Annotated in this window: 13 protein-coding genes, 1 other RNA gene and 2 pseudogenes; 5 read left to right on the top strand and 11 right to left on the bottom strand. The window is 73.2% G+C overall.

Features of this window, described 5'->3' with window-relative positions; translation table 11 throughout:
- Nucleotides 1–21 precede the first annotated feature (21 nt).
- Nucleotides 22–852, top strand: coding sequence for a 3-methyl-2-oxobutanoate hydroxymethyltransferase (gene panB, locus Phou_RS46990; RefSeq protein ID WP_173070757.1), 831 nt, complete (start codon nucleotides 22–24; stop codon nucleotides 850–852).
- Nucleotides 853–1007: 155 nt separating this feature from the next.
- Here the strand turns inward: panB and Phou_RS46985 are convergent, their stop codons facing one another.
- The 5 genes from Phou_RS46985 to rnpB form a co-directional block, all read right to left on the bottom strand.
- Nucleotides 1008–1757 (bottom strand): helical backbone metal receptor, encoded by a 750-nt coding sequence (locus Phou_RS46985; protein WP_246274706.1) that lies wholly within the window; start codon nucleotides 1755–1757, stop codon nucleotides 1008–1010.
- Nucleotides 1754–3169, bottom strand: a complete 1416-nt coding sequence (locus Phou_RS46980) for an RNB domain-containing ribonuclease (RefSeq protein ID WP_173070755.1) — start codon at nucleotides 3167–3169, stop codon at nucleotides 1754–1756. The genes Phou_RS46985 and Phou_RS46980 overlap by 4 nt, the downstream gene beginning before the upstream one ends.
- Nucleotides 3170–3206: 37 nt before the next feature.
- Nucleotides 3207–3896 carry a histone H1 gene (locus tag Phou_RS46975; protein ID WP_173070753.1) on the bottom strand — a complete coding sequence of 230 codons (690 nt, stop codon included), beginning with the start codon at nucleotides 3894–3896 and terminating at the stop codon, nucleotides 3207–3209.
- Between the two features lie 68 nt (nucleotides 3897–3964).
- On the bottom strand, nucleotides 3965–4168 hold the full coding sequence (locus Phou_RS46970; protein WP_173070751.1) for a hypothetical protein: 204 nt from the start codon (nucleotides 4166–4168) through the stop codon (nucleotides 3965–3967).
- Nucleotides 4169–4449: 281 nt separating this feature from the next.
- An RNA gene (gene rnpB / locus Phou_RS46965) (RNase P RNA component class A) lies at nucleotides 4450–4855 on the bottom strand.
- Nucleotides 4856–4891: 36 nt separating this feature from the next.
- Here rnpB and Phou_RS46960 point away from each other — a divergent pair.
- Nucleotides 4892–5647: a sulfite exporter TauE/SafE family protein gene (locus Phou_RS46960; RefSeq protein ID WP_173070749.1), complete on the top strand. Its 756-nt coding sequence runs from the start codon at nucleotides 4892–4894 to the stop codon at nucleotides 5645–5647.
- A 67-nt stretch (nucleotides 5648–5714) separates the two neighbouring features.
- Here Phou_RS46960 and Phou_RS46955 read toward each other — a convergent pair whose 3' ends face one another.
- From Phou_RS46955 to Phou_RS46945, 3 genes and pseudogenes are all read right to left on the bottom strand, one after another.
- Entirely contained in the window at nucleotides 5715–6851 is a 1137-nt protein-coding gene (locus Phou_RS46955; RefSeq protein ID WP_173070747.1) for a bifunctional RNase H/acid phosphatase, read from the bottom strand.
- Nucleotides 6848–7588 (bottom strand): zinc ribbon domain-containing protein, encoded by a 741-nt coding sequence (locus tag Phou_RS46950; protein WP_173070745.1) that lies wholly within the window; start codon nucleotides 7586–7588, stop codon nucleotides 6848–6850. Before Phou_RS46950 ends, Phou_RS46955 begins: the two co-directional genes overlap by 4 nt.
- Nucleotides 7585–8399 (bottom strand): annotated as a pseudogene (locus tag Phou_RS46945) (Nif3-like dinuclear metal center hexameric protein). Before Phou_RS46945 ends, Phou_RS46950 begins: the two are co-directional and overlap by 4 nt.
- A gap of 101 nt (nucleotides 8400–8500) precedes the next feature.
- Between Phou_RS46945 and Phou_RS46940 the strand changes: the two are divergent.
- The gene (locus tag Phou_RS46940; protein ID WP_246274704.1) at nucleotides 8501–9235 is read left to right on the top strand and encodes a response regulator transcription factor; all 735 of its coding nucleotides are present in this window, start codon (nucleotides 8501–8503) and stop codon (nucleotides 9233–9235) included.
- Here Phou_RS46940 and Phou_RS46935 read toward each other — a convergent pair.
- Nucleotides 9211–9885, bottom strand: coding sequence for a response regulator transcription factor (locus tag Phou_RS46935; protein ID WP_173070743.1), 675 nt, complete (start codon nucleotides 9883–9885; stop codon nucleotides 9211–9213). The two genes, Phou_RS46940 and Phou_RS46935, sit on opposite strands and share 25 nt — an antisense overlap.
- A gap of 17 nt (nucleotides 9886–9902) precedes the next feature.
- On the opposite strand from Phou_RS46935, the gene Phou_RS46930 reads away from it, so the two are divergent.
- Entirely contained in the window at nucleotides 9903–11192 is a 1290-nt protein-coding gene (locus Phou_RS46930; protein WP_173070741.1) for a HAMP domain-containing sensor histidine kinase, read from the top strand.
- Nucleotides 11193–11395: 203 nt separating this feature from the next.
- Here the strand turns inward: Phou_RS46930 and Phou_RS50805 are convergent, their stop codons facing one another.
- Complete coding sequence (locus Phou_RS50805; RefSeq protein ID WP_178135026.1) at nucleotides 11396–11980, bottom strand: flavoprotein; 585 nt, start codon at nucleotides 11978–11980, stop codon at nucleotides 11396–11398.
- Nucleotides 11972–13192, bottom strand: a pseudogene (locus Phou_RS46925) (helix-turn-helix domain-containing protein); the annotation flags it as partial. The gene Phou_RS50805 and the pseudogene Phou_RS46925, both read right to left, overlap by 9 nt.
- Nucleotides 13193–13425: 233 nt before the next feature.
- On the opposite strand from Phou_RS46925, the gene Phou_RS46920 reads away from it, so the two are divergent.
- The gene (locus Phou_RS46920) at nucleotides 13426–14103 is read left to right on the top strand and encodes a bifunctional DNA primase/polymerase (protein ID WP_173070739.1); all 678 of its coding nucleotides are present in this window, start codon (nucleotides 13426–13428) and stop codon (nucleotides 14101–14103) included.
- Nucleotides 14104–14191 lie beyond the last annotated feature (88 nt).

Below are 14191 nucleotides of genomic sequence, written 5' to 3'. Positions count from 1 at the left end.
CCTCGAGGAGAGGAGACGACGATGTCCGAGCCCACGCTGTACGGCGGCCCTGCCACCCGGCGGATCCGCACGCGCGACCTGATCGCGGCCAAGCAGCGCGGCGAGCGCTGGCCGATGCTCACCTCGTACGACCAGTACACCGCCGGCATCTTTGACGAGGCCGGCATCCCGGTGCTCCTCGTGGGCGACTCGGCGGCAAACAACGTGTTCGGCTACGAGACGACCGTCCCGGTCACTGTCGACGACCTGATCCCGCTGGTACGCGCTGTGGTACGCGCCACAAAGCGCACGCTCGTCGTCGCCGACCTGCCGTTCGGCTCGTACGAGGAGGGCCCCACGCAGGCGCTGCGCACCGCCGTCCGGTTCATGAAGGAGGGCGGCGCCCACGCGATCAAGCTGGAGGGCGGCCGCCGCGTCGCGGAGCAGATCGCGGCGATCACCGCCGCCGGCATCCCGGTGATGGCGCACGTCGGCTTCACCCCGCAGAGCGAGCACGCCATCGGCGGATACCGCGTGCAGGGCCGCGGCGACGCCGCCGAAGACGTGGTGGCCGACGCGCACGCGGTGGCGGAGGCGGGCGCGTTCGCGGTGGTGCTCGAGATGGTGACCAGCGAGGTCGCCAAGCGCATCACGCACGACCTCCCCATCCCGACGGTGGGCATCGGCGCCGGCCCGGACACCGACGCTCAGGTGCTCGTCTGGCAGGACATGGCCGGCCTGCGCACGGGCCACGCCCCCCGCTTCGTCAAGCGCTACGCCGACCTGGCCGGCGCGCTCACCGACGCCACCAAGCGCTTCGCCGACGAGGTCCGGGGCGGCGAGTTCCCCGGCCCGGAGCACGCCTTCCACTAGTCGCTGCCGGCGCGGCCGGGTCCGGGCTTGTCCCGCGGGCCCGGCAGCGGAGGTCGGGGATTTCGGCGAGCGCCAAGCTCGCCGCCGACCGCAGCGGTGCCCGCGGGAGCGTGCGGTCCGCAGCTGGCGCGGACCGGGGCACATCTGCCGGAGCTCTATCGGTCGAGTTGGGTCGCGAGCAGGGCGCGGGCCCCGGCGAGCGACGGGCCGTACCAGGTCAGGTGGCGGCCGGACACCAGCGCGCAGCGCACGCCCGGAAAGGCTTCGGGGCCGTCGGTGGGCGTAAAGGCGTACGGCTCGTCGGGGAGGACGACCAGGTCCGGGGTGCGCGCCAGGATCTCGGCCAGCGGCGGTCTCGGGTAGCGGTCTTGAGAGCCGCCGTAGAGGTTTTGGACGCCCAGGCGGCGCAGGAGGTCACCGGCGAAGGTTTCGCCCCCCAGGACGACCCAGGGGCGGCGCCAGACGGGGATCACGGCGCGCACCGGCGGGCCCGAGGGCGGTGGTGTCCAGGCCGTGCGGGCGTCGGCCAACCACGCGGGCTCGCCAGCGCCCAGGACGGCCAGCAGGCGCGCCAGCGACGCCAGCGCCTCGTCCAGCGTGCGGGGGTAGGTCACCCACACCGGCACGCCCGCCGCCCGCAGCGCCTCGACGTCCTCACGGCGGGTTTCCTCCGCGTTGGCGACCACCAGGTCGGGCGCGAGCGCGCGGACGCGCTCGACCGACGGGTACTTCGTGCCACCGACGCGCGGCACGTCCAGGCTCGGCGGGTGGGTGCAGTAGTCGGTGGCGCCGGCGAGCAGGCCGGGCGCGGACACCGCGATCGCCTCCGTCAGCGACGGCACGAGCGACACGACCCGGCGGGGTGGGCGCGGCAGGTGCACCGCCGCGCCCAGGTCGTCGTTCACCCCGCGCGGGCGAAGAGGACGCGGCGCTCCTGGGGGTCGGCGGTCACCAGGCGGACGCGGACGCGCTCGCCGAGCGGCAGGTCGCCTTCGCAGCGGGCGCGCACCGGCGGCTCGTCGAGCGCGATCATCCCGCCGGGCACGCGCTTCGGGCGGTCGTCGAGGTCGAGCACCGCCGCGTCGAACTCCTCGCCCACGCGGCCGGCGAGCAGGACCGCCTCGGTCAGGTCGACGGCGGCGCGCTCCGCGGCGGACGCGACGCGGTCGGTCTCGGCCATCACCTCGGGCAGCTTGGGCAGTGCCGCGCCGGCCCAGTCGGGCACGGACTCGCCGCTGAACAGCGCCAGGCACACCTCGGTGGCGTACCGGTCGGCCAAGCGCCGCAGCGGCGCGGTCACGTGCGCGTACGGCGCCGCCACCGCGCCGTGTCCCGGATCGTCGGGCACCTTGCCGTCGAAGGCCGTGTAGCCGGCGCCGCGCATCAGCTCGGCCGCGTGGTCGAGGAACGCGGCGGCACGCGGCTGCGCCGGGTCGACCGAGGCGACGACGCGCCCCACGGCGGCACCCTCCGGCCACCGCACGCCGAGTGGCCCGGCGGCGCGGCGCAGCTTCGCGATGGACTGCTCGCGCGGCGCGGGCATCGTGCGCAGCAGGCCGATGCCGCCGTCGAGCATCACGCGCGCGGCGGCCATGCCGGTCAGGAGCGAGATCTGCGCGTTGAACTCCTCGACCGGGTACGGCGCGCGCAGCACCAGGCGCCATCCCGTGCCGTCCGGCTCGATGTCCTGCTCGGGCAGCGGCAGGCTGATCGCACCGCGGTCGAAGCCACGCTCGGCGAGCAGCGCGCCGAGCTCCGGCAGCGCGGCGATCGACTCGGGCAGCCTCCCCGCGTCCGCGTCAGCCTGCACGCCGGCGTAGTCGAGCTTGGCGCGGCTGCGCACGCGTGCCCGCTCGAGGTGTACGGAAGTGGTCTCGCCCGAGGAGTCGAGGTCGATCGTCCACACGACCGCGGCGCGCTCCTGGTCGGGCAGCAGGCTCACCGCGCCCTCGCTCAGCTCGACCGGGTGCAGGGGCACCTTGCTGTCGGGGAGGTACACGGTCTGGCCGCGGCGCCAGGTCTCCGCCTCCAGCTCGCCGCCGGGGCGTACGTAGGACGCGACGTCGGCGATCGCGTAGTGGACCCGGTAGCCCCCGTCGCGGCGCCCGATCCACATCGCCTGGTCGAGGTCGCGGGACGTGGGCGGGTCGATCGTGACGAACGGGATGTCCGTGCGGTCGGCGGCCGGAAGGGCGGTACGGGACGCCGCCTCGTCGGCTTCGCGCTGCGCCGCGGGCGGGAACACCTCAGGGAGTTCCAGCTCGCGGCGCAGCTCGCCGAAGTCGATGCGGGGTGCGACTACGCGTCGAATAACCACGCGGTCATTCTTACTGCACGCGTCCCACCCCGCTGTACTAGCGGGTGGTGCGGGTCGTGGTCTTGCGAGCGGCGGTCTTGCGCGCCGGCGCCTTCTTGGCCGCCGTGGTGGTGCGCTTGGCCGCGGTGCTCTTCGCCGCCGTCTTCTTGGCGACGGCCTTCTTGGCCGGAGCCGCCTTTGCCGTGGTCTTCTTCGCGGCGGTCTTGCGCGCCGTGGTGGTCTTGGCGGCAGTGGTCTTCCGCGCGGTCGTCGACTTAGCGGCGGCCGTCTTCTTGGCGGTCGTCGACTTGGCGGCGGTGGTCTTCTTCGCCGTCGTCGTCTTCTTTGCGGCCGCCTTGCGCGCGGTGGTGCTCTTGGTCGCGGTGGCCTTCTTGGCGGGGGCCTTCTTAGCCGCGGTTCTCGTGGCGGGCGCGGTCTTCTTGGCAGCGGTTTTCTTGGCGGTCGTCGTCTTCTTGGCGGCGGTGGTCTTCCGCGCCGTCGTCGACTTCGCCGCCGCAGTCTTACGCGCTGCGGAAGTGGACTTGCTCGCGGTGGCGGTCTTCTTGGCGGGGGCCTTCTTAGCCGTCGCCTTGCTCGTGACGGTCTTGCGCGCGGCGGTCGTCGCGGTCGCCGGCACAGCCGCCTTTACCTCGTCCGCCGCCGGCGCTGCCTCAGGCGTCGCCGCGCTGTTCTTGGCAGCCGCGCGTTTCGCGGCCGGGGTGCTGGTGGCCTTCTTCGCTACGGCCATCTCTGTCTCCTCCTTGCGAATGTGTTTCCGCGCTCAGCCGACGGCCGCGCGCAGCGGAACCGCGCCGATTACTTCTCCCCACCCGACCAACGGGCGTCTTCCTCGTCCCACTTGTCATTGCGCTCACGCACCTGCTCGAGTGCGCGCTCCGCTTCTTGTGCGGATCCGTACGGACCGAGCGTGTACTTGGCCGGGCACGAGTCGGAGTCGTCCTCGACGCGGTGATGGCGCACACACCAGTAGTACTGCGCGCCACTTCCGCTGTTAGTCATGAGATCACTGTGCACCGCAAACCGAACAAGCGCTACCTTTTCCGCAGAAAAATCGGCCGCGCCTCCACAATAGACCAGCCCCGTCGACAACTGTACGCGGCTCGCCGCGCGACGCGATTCGAAGAGAAAGCCTTATTCGATAAGGGATTTATCCGCGTAAGCGCAAGGACCCACACAGCGGGGCACCCATGACCGCGTCCCAAAAAAATTCTGGCGCGATGACACCCGCGTGGCGTACCTGAGCCTCCACTGTGGCCCTCAACGCGACTGCGTGAGGGCGACGGACGAGTCGGCCTGTACGCCGGATTCTGTCCCGGCGGCATGTGCCGCCGGTGGCGGCCATCCATCTCGGCCTACCGTTGCCGGCAGGCTCCAGCGGCCTACCCGCAGGCATCGGGCGGGCCGCCCTCGAACGCCTGCGCGAGCCGCCGCCTCGCGGTGGCGGCTCTTTCTTGGCCTTGCTCCGGGTGGGGTTTACCGAGCCGCTCCGGTCACCCGGAGCGCTGGTGGGCTCTTACCCCACCGTTTCACCCTTACCGCGCCGTAGCGCGGCGGTCTGTTTTCTGTGGCACTGTCCCGCGGGTCACCCCGGGTTGCCGTTAACAACCACCCTGCCCTGTGGAGTCCGGACGTTCCTCGGCAGCTACGTGCGGAGCACGAAGCTGACGCGACCGCCCGGCCGACTCGTCCGTCGCGCGCTCAATCGTACTAGCCTCGGCGTTGATGGATCTTCCAGGAATGGCGTTGCTCGCCGCGGCCGGGTTGGGCGCCGGCACGGTGAACGCGATCGCGGGCGGAGGCTCGCTCATCACGTTCCCCGCGCTCATCGCGGTGGGGCTCGCGCCGGTGCCGGCCAACGTGACCAACTCGGTCGCGGTCAGCCCCGGCTACGTCGGCAGCGTCGTGGGCAGCCGCGCCGACCTGCCGCGCGAACGCGTGCGCGCGCTCGTGCCGGTCGCCGTGCTGGGCGGCCTCGCGGGGTGCGTGCTGCTGCTCGCCACACCGCAGCGCGCGTTCGAGGTCGTGGTGCCCTTCCTCGTGCTCGGCGCGGCGGCCGTGCTCGCCTTCCAGGACCGCCTGCGGCGCCTCGTGGGTCACCCGCGTCACATGGCGCCGCGCCGCCACGCGGTCGCGCTGTACGCGCTCACGGCGGTCGGCGGCGTGTACGGCGGGTACTTCGGCGCCGCGCTCGGCGTGATGCTCGTCGCCGGGCTGGCGCTGCTGCTGGACGAGCCGCTCGCCCGCATCAACGCGCTCAAGAACGTGCTGTCGGCGGTCATCGGCCTCGCCACCGTCGTCGCGTACGCGGCGTTCGGTCCGGTCGACTGGGTGGGCGTGGCCGTCATCGCCCCGGCCACGCTGCTGGGCGGGTACGCCGGCTCGCGGCTCGCCCGCCGCCTGCCCGGCGGGGTGCTGAAGGCGGTCATCGTGACCGCGGGGACGGTCGTGGGTCTCGTGCTGCTGTGGCGGGCGTACTAGCACCGCCTGATCGTGCGGCAACGCGGTGCGTCTCTCCCTGAGCCTGATGGTTCGCTCGCGAGCTCGCTCACGCGAGGTGGGCGGTCTCGTTCACCATCCGGACGGCCACGCCGCCGTCCGCCCACATGTCCACGATGGACAGGCCGGCGGGGTCGAGGTACAGCCGGTGCAGGAACGCGTCGCCGGCGGCCAGCGCGTCGCGCAGCAGGATCTTCAGCGGCGAGACATGCGACACCAGTACGAGTGTGCTCTCCGGGTACGTCTTGTGAAGTGTCGCCACCACGCGGCGAACCCGCGTCGCCACGGCGCGGAACGACTCCCCGCCCGGCGGTGCCTCCTCAGTGGACCCGAGCCAGGCGTCCATCTCGTCCGGCCACTGCGCGCGTACCTCGGTGAAGGTCTTGCCCTCCCACTCGCCGAAGTCGCACTCGACGAGGTCCGGCTCGACCTCCACGGGCACGCCGCCGCCGAGCGTGGCCGCGATGACCTCCGCGGTGCGCGTGCATCGCGCGAGCGGTGAGGTGACGACCGCGGCGGCCGAGGGCGCCAGCGCCTTCACCCGCGCGGCGGTCGCCCGCGCCTGGGCGAGCCCGATGTCCGACAGCGGTACGTCGCCTCGGCCCGAGTAGCGGCGCTGCGCGGTGAGCGCGGTGGCGCCGTGGCGCACGAGGATCAGGCGCGTGGGCGTCACCACCGGCGGCTCCCAGGACGGCCGGACGCCGAGCGCTGCGGGCTCCGCGGCCCGGTCCTTGCCCGCCACCTCACCCTTGCCTCGCGTGCCGGTGGCGACGCCGGCCGCCTCGTCCATCGCCTTGTTGGCGAGCGCGTCGGCGTGCTTGTTGCGCTCGCGCGGCACCCACACGAAGGTCACGAGCTCGAACCGCCGCTGCAGCGAGGCCGCCTGCGCGGCGAGCGGGCGCAGCCCCGGATTCTTGATCTGCCAGCGACCGGACATCTGCTCCACCACGAGCTTGGAGTCCATCCGCACCTCGACCTCGGAGGCGTTGAGCTCGGCGGCGGCGCGCAGCCCGGCGAGGAGCCCCGAGTACTCGGCGACGTTGTTGGTCGCGACGCCCAGCGCCTCGGCCCGCTCGGCGAGCACCTCACCGGAGTTGGCGTCGCGCACGACCGCGCCGTACCCCGCCGGGCCGGGGTTGCCGCGCGCTCCCCCGTCGGCCTCGACAATGACCCGGAGCGTACTCATATACCCGACTCCGCGGTGCGGACCATGATGCGGCGGCAGTCGTCGCAGCGCACGACCTCGTCCGGCGGCGCGGCCTTGATGCGGGAGCGCTCGCTGCCGGACAGCTCCAGCCGGCACCCGCCGCAGCGGCCGCCCTTGAGCAGTGCGGCGCCGAGGCCGCCGGAGGACTCACGGATCTTGTCGTAGAGCGTCACCAGGTCGGCCGGGAGGTCGCCGACGAGCGGCCGCCGGGCCGAGGTGCGGAAGTCCTCCTCCTTGGCGATGTCCGCGAGCGACTTGTCGCGCCGTGCCTCGGCCGCGTCGCGCGCCTCGCGGGCGGTCGCCAGCTGGGCGAGCAGCTGGTCGAGCGTGCCCTGCGCGGTCTCGCGCTGCTCCATCAGCTCCAGCTCGGAGTCTTCCAGCTCGGTCTGCCGCCGGGCCAGCGAGACAAGCTCGTGCTGCAGCGCCTCAAGCTCGCGCGCCGGACCGCGGCCGGTGTCCAGCCGCGCCTGGTCCTTGTCCTTGCGGCCGCGCACCTGCTCCACATCGCGCTCGATGCGCGCGATGTCCCGATCGAGGTCGTCGACCGCCACCTGGGCCCGCACCCGCTCGTCCTCCAGCGCGGACAGCTGCCGGGCGAGCGTCTCGATCTCGGCCAGCTCCGGCAGCGTACGGCGCTTGTGGGCCAGCTGGGCCAGCGCGGTGTCGATCGCCTGGACGTCGAGCAGGCGTCGCTGTGCTTCCGGGTCTGCCTTCACGAGTGGGGCTCCTTCAACGAGTGGTGCACGGTCCACGGGTCGGTGTCGAGGTCGGAGACGACCACCTCGACACCGCAGGCGGCGCGCAGGTGGGCGGCGAGGTCGTCCAGCCACGGACGTTCGGTGGCCCAGTGCGCGGCGTCGAGCAGCGCCGGGCCTCCGCCGGCGATGTGCTCGCTCACCGGGTGGTGGCGGAGGTCGGCGGTGAGGTACGCGTCCACGCCCGCGGCGCTCGCGTCGGCGAGGAACGAGTCACCCGCGCCGCCGCACACCGCCACAGTCGCGATCATGCGATCGGGCCGCCCGGCCGCCCGTACCCCCAAGTGGTGCTCGGAAGGGCGCGTGCCGCGTGGTGGGTGAGCTCCGCGAGCGTCATCGGCGCCGGAAGGCGCCCGATCCGCCCGGTGCCGCGGCCGTCGCCGTCCGGGCGGTCACCCGGCGCCGCCGGGCGCAGCGGGCGCAGGTCGTGCAGGCCCAACCGGGCGGCGAGCGCGTCGGAGACGCCCGGGTTGGCGACGTCGGCGTTGGTGTGCGCGACGAAGAGGGCGATGTCGCCCTTGATGAGCTGATGGACGATCCGTCCTTTGTACGTCGTCGGCGCCACCGACGACACCCCGTGCAGCAGCAGCGGGTGGTGCGCCACGATCAGGTCGGCGCCGACCTCCCGCGCCTGCGCCACCGTCTCCGGCACGCAGTCGACGACGCACAGCACCCGGCGCACGGGAGCCTCCGGCTCGCCGAGCACCAGACCCACCCGGTCCCATGACTCCGCCCACGACGGCGGGTACCGCGCGTCGAGGGTCGCCACCACGTCGGCGACGGTGGGTTCAGTTGTCGTCACGGCGGCGAGGCTACCAGCGCGGGCGCGCGCTTCTCACGGTCCTCTCACAGTCCGTGGCGCAGCGTGTCCCCATGATGGAAAACCTCCAGACCGGGCGTACCCGGTGGGGTGACGACGCCACGCCGGCCGCCATGCGGCTGCTCGTGGTCGAGGACGACCCGACGATGTCCGCGTTGCTGGTCCGCGGGCTGGAACGGGTCGGGTACGTGGTGGACGCCGTCGACAACGGGCCGGACGCGCTGTGGAGCGTCTTCGAAAACGGTTACGACGCGGTCGTGCTGGACGCGATGATCCCGCCGCCGGACGGGTTCGAGGTGTGCCGGCGGATGCGCGAGGAGGGGCGGTGGGAGCCGGTGCTGCTGGTGACCGCCCGGGACGCGGTGCCGGACAGGGTACGCGGGCTCGACGCGGGCGCGGACGACTATCTGCTCAAACCGTTCACGTTCGCCGAGCTGTACGCCCGGCTGCGCGCGGTGACCCGCCGCCACCCGCACGCCCGCCCGGCCCTCGTCCAGATCGGCGACCTCTCGCTCGACCCGGTCTCCCGGGTGGTACGCCGCGGCGGGACGCGGATCGCGCTGTCGCCGCGGGAGTTCGCGCTGCTGGCGGCGTTTCTGAGCCGGCCGGGTGAGGTGCTCAGCCCGTCGGACCTGCTCGACGACGTGTGGGACCTGGCGCTGGACGGGCCGGAGCTGGTCGGCGCGTACGTGCGGTACCTGCGCGACAAGGTGGACCGCCCGTTCGCGCGCCAGAACATCCAGGAGATCCCCGAAATCGGCGCCTACCGCTTCGACCCGGAAGGGTGAACGAGTCGGTAGCCGGCGCCGCGCACCGTCTCGATCCGGTCGCGGCCGAGCTTCTCGCGCAGGTACCGCACGTAGACGTCGACGACGTTGGAGCCGCCCTCGTACGCGCTGTCCCACACGTGGTCGATCAGGTGGGTGCGGGACAGCACCTCGCCCGGGTGGCGCATCAGCTCGTGCAGGAGCGCGAACTCCTTCGCCGACAGCGCCACGGCGGCGCCGTCCCGGGTGACGGTGCGGCGCGCGGGGTCGAGCGCGATGCCGCCGGCGGTCAGTACCGCCGGGCGGCGGGCCGGCGCGCGGCGGGTCAGTGCGCGCACCCGGGCCCGCAGCTCCGCCAGTGCGACGGGCTTGACGAGGTAGTCGTCGGCGCCGGCGTCGAGCGCGGCCACCCGGTCGGCGACCGCGTCCCGCGCGGTCAGCACCAGGATGGGCGCCCACCGCTCCTCGCCGCGCAGCGTGCGGATCACGGTGACGCCGTCGGGCGCGGGGATCATCAGGTCGAGCACCAGGAGGTCGTACGGCTCCTCGCGGGCGGCCCACAGCGCGTCCACGCCGGTGCCGACCGCGTCGACCGCGTGGCCCTCGGCGGCGAGCCCGCGGCGCAGCACATTGGCCAGGGCCGCGTCATCCTCGACCAGCAGCAGCCGCACGGGTTTACGGTACGCGCGTGAGGCTGCTACCAGGGACGTTGCGCGGCCGGCTGGTGGCGGCGTACGCGATCGGGCTGGCCGTCGTGGTGGCGGTCGTGCTCGGCGCCGGCTATCTGGCCCTCGCGGCCCAGCTGCGCGCCGCGTCCGCCGGCGAGCTGTCGGTGCGCCTCGACGACGTGAGCGCGGCCGTGGAGGCCGGCGACGTGCGGCCGGTGGAGCGGGACCCGTACGCGCAGGTGATCTCGGGCGACACGGTCGGCGCCCGCTCGGCGGCCACGCCGACCACGCCGGTGCTCAGCCCGCGCGAGCAGGTGGTGGCCGGGCACGGGCGGATGGTGGAGCGGCGCAGCGCGGGGTTGCGCGGCACGGCGCTGCTGGCCGGGCGGCGGCTGCCGGACGGGCGGCTGCTCGTGGTGGGTACCAGCCTCGCGACGGTGGATGACGCGGCGCGGCGGGTGCTCGTCGGGCTGGCGGTGCTCGGTCCGGCGCTGGTGCTCGTGCTGACGCTGGGCGTGCGGCGGCTCGTGGGCGGCGCGCTCGCGCCGGTCGCCGCGATGACCACGCGGGCGCGGGAGCTGAGCACCGGACGGCTGCCGGAGCCGCCGGGCGCGGACGAGATCGCCACGCTGGCGCGCACGCTCAACGAGATGCTCGACCGCATCGACGCGGCAAACCGGCGGGAGCGGGCGTTTCTGGACGACGCGGCGCACGAGCTGCGTACCCCGATCGCGGTCCTCCGCGCGGAGCTGGAGCTCGGCGTCGCGGAAGAGGATCCGCGGGCCGCCCGGCGGGCCCTGACCGCGGCGCTGGTGGAGGCGGACCGGCTCGGCCGGCTCGCCACCGACCTGCTGGTCATCGCCCGCTCGCGGGCCGGCGCGCTGGAGCTGGACCGGGCGCCCACCGACGCGACCATCGTGATCCGCGACGCGGCGGCGCGGGTCGCCCGGGTGCACGCGCTGGCGGTGGAGGTGACCGGGCCGGAGGTGGTCGCCGAGGTCGATCCGGTGCGGCTCGAGCAGGTGGTGAGCAACCTTGTCGGCAACGCGGCACAGGCCGGCGCGGCCCGCGTGCGGATCGCGGTGGCGCAGCCGGCGGGCTCCACGCTCGCGATCACGGTGGACGACGACGGTCCGGGGTTTCCGGAGCCGTTGCTGCCGGTCGTGTTCGACCGTTTCCGCGGCACGCACGGCGGCACGGGGCTGGGCCTCGCGATCGTGGCGACGGTCGCCCGCGCGCACGGCGGCGCCGCCACCGCCGGCAACGACTCCGCGCTCGGTGGCGCGCGCGTCCGGGTCGTCTTCGGCTGACGATCAAATTCAGAAATTCTCGGGCTACCGCGATGTCCGCCGTGGTCCGGACCGCTGCTCCCGCGGCCTCACCGTCCGCGTCGCGAAGGCTTCAGCCCGCGGGGGTCTGGCTCGCCCACCGCGAAGGGTGAGGCCGCGGGAGCGACGGTATGGACCACGGCGGACGTCGCGGTAGCCCACATTTTCTGTCTCTTGATCGGTCTTCAGGGTGCGCCGAGAGGGCCGGCGTCGACGCGGGTGTGCAGCGCCTCCAGGGCCATCTCCCAGGGGAACATGTCGCGGTGCTGCTCTCCGGTGCCCGGCGGGTGCAGCGGGAAGTAGTCGTCGCCGAACAGGACGGTGACGTCCCAGCCGCGCAGCCGGTCCAGGCTCTCGCGGAAGGCGGGGTGCGAGCCCATCGCCAGATTGGTGTACGGCATCGCCACGATCGGCAGCCCCTTGCCCTGCCCCTCGACGACCAGCCCGAGGGCGAGCGTGTCGGCGATGCCGCAGGCCCATTTGTTGATGGTGTTGACCGTGGCCGGCGCGACGATGATCGCGTCCGGCGCGGGCAGCACGTCCGGGTCGCCGGGGTTTTTGTAGAGCGTGCGGACCGGGTGGCCGGTCTGGAGGGCGAGCGCGGGAACGTCGACGAACTTGCGCCCGTCGGGCGTGACCACGACGCACACGTCCCACCCCTCGCGTTGGGCCAGGGCCACCAGTCGCCCCACGTCCCTGGCGACCGGTGACCCGCACGCGATGATGTAGAGAACGCCGCGGTCTACCACCCCGTCATACTCCAACCCCATGTGCTCGGCGAGCTCCGCCACCGGGGTCGGCGGTGACCCCTTGGTGCGGCGCAGCACGTCCGAGAGCACCTCGTGTGCGATCGGCCGGCAGCGGATCTCCGAGGGGGCGAGGCGGTCGCCCTCCAGGAGCATCTCGCTGGCCCGCTCGACGTCGCCGATCTGCGTGTACCCACGGGCGATGTCGATGAAGTGGTGCGCGCGCCGCTCGGGCAGCAGAGCCGCGAACGCGTCCCCGTCGATCTGCTCGTGAGTGTCGACCGCGACCCGCCCCTCGCCCAGCTCGACCGCGGCGGCGGCCCGGTGCAGCTTGACGTTTGTGGGGCCGAACGAGGTCCAGAAGTGGTTTTGGTCGCTGCCCAGCTGGCGGGCGGCCTCCTCGGCGGCGGCGAACAGGTCGCGGACGGTCGCGCTGTCACCGATCCTGGCGGCGGCCATCGCGCCGTTGAGCAGCAACATGCCATACACCGACAGCCGCTCGGGTGTGGCCTCGTTGCCATCGCCGGGCGCGAGCCGGTTGGCGATGTTGACGTTGACCTCGAGCGCGGGGCGGGCGCGGCCGAGGGCGAGCAGCGCGCTTCCCACCCGGTAGCTGGCGATGCCGGCGAGAAGCTGGTCGCCGGCCCGTTGCGACACGGCGATCGAGCGGTCCGCTGCGAGCCAGCACAGCTCGTGCTCGCCCAGCTTGCGCAGGGTGGACGAGGCGATCTGGTAGATCTGGCCGAGCAGGTGGGCGGCCTCGGAGGACTTCTCGTGATCCGCGTACGCCGTGTCGGCGGCCTGCCCGTCGCGCAGCAGCTTGGGCAGCGCGCGGGCCAGCACCCCGTACTTGGCGTGCTGGTAGGTCAGCCAGGCGTGGCTGACCGCCTTGCGCATCTCCGGCAGCGGCAGCGCCTGTGTGGGGGCGAAAAAGAAGGCACTGATCTGGTCGTAGCGCTCCAGGGCGGCGCGGATCTCCTCCACCTCGACCTGGTCGATGCAGTTGACGCTGTCGATCCGCCGCTCTGGCTCCTTGCCGAGCAGGAGCTGCACGTCGACCTGGAGGACGTCCGCTATCTCGTAGACGACGGAGAACTTGTCGAGCCGGCGCACGCCCCGCTCGACCTTGTCCACCCAGCTCTTCGATTTGCCCAGCCGGTCGGCGAAGACCTGCTGCGACATCTTGCGGCGCCCGCGCCAGTACGCGACGCGGCGCCCGATGGGCAGCTCATCCACGTCGTACCTCCCCTTGCCTCGCCGGCGACCGGGCCGGTTGGGCGGTGCGGTCCGTTTCGTCACTCATTCGGGCCCGATCGCACACTCTGTGCGCTGGCACCTGGGCCCTCGCTCGTAGTTTCTGATGCAAGTTGCAAGCGGCTCTCTGTCAATGGCAACGACCGCGTGTCGTGCTTGGTGACGGTGCCTGGCGCCTGATATGACGCCGGCCGCTAGTGGGAGGTTTTCTGACCATGCGGTGGAGTCCTCGACCGCCATTCATACGATCTGTGGTGCTCGACCGCTCCCGGTTGCGCCACGCGGCACTGCGCTACGCGGAGCACGGCTGGGACGTTACACCCGGCGCGCACCTCGCGGGGGACAGGTTTGACTGTGCCCGACCCGGCTGCCCGACCGTCGGCTGCCACCCGGCGCTGGAGCGCTGGGAGGAGGCCGCCACCTGCGACACCGCCAAGGTCGCCGAGTGGTGGCGACGGGCGCCGCACGCCGTGCTGCTGCCGACCGGACGTGCCTTCGACGTGCTGGAGGTGCCCGCCCACCTCGGCTTGCGCGTGCTGGGTGCGGCCCGGCTGCACGCGAGCGTGCTCGGCCCGGGGCGTGGCCAGGTGCGCGGGCCGGTGGCGGTGACGCCGACCGGGCGCTGGATGTTTCTGGTGCGTCCCGGCGACCCGCTGCGCCCGGAGCTGGACGACAGCCTGGACGTGGTGCGGCACGGTGCCGGCTCGTGGATCCCGGCGCCGCCGACCCGCCTGCCCGAAGGGACCGTGCGCTGGTCGGTGTCGCCGGAGGAGACCCGCTGGCGCCTGCCCGACTCGTACGCCGTGCAGGGGATGCTGGTCGATGCCCTGGGCGCCGCGTCGCGCGGGGCGCAGCTGCCCCGGCAGACGTCCACTCTGCGCCGCGCGGCATAGCAGCCAACGTAACGGCGCGCACTGAGTGGGTCGAGCCCCGGGAGAGTGACGACGCGGGAGTGCGGGCCCCGGCGGAAACGTGGAGCGG

The organism is Phytohabitans houttuyneae (assembly GCF_011764425.1).
Classification (GTDB): Bacteria; Actinomycetota; Actinomycetes; order Mycobacteriales; family Micromonosporaceae; genus Phytohabitans; species Phytohabitans houttuyneae.
This window is presented reverse-complemented; position numbering and strand designations above follow the sequence as displayed.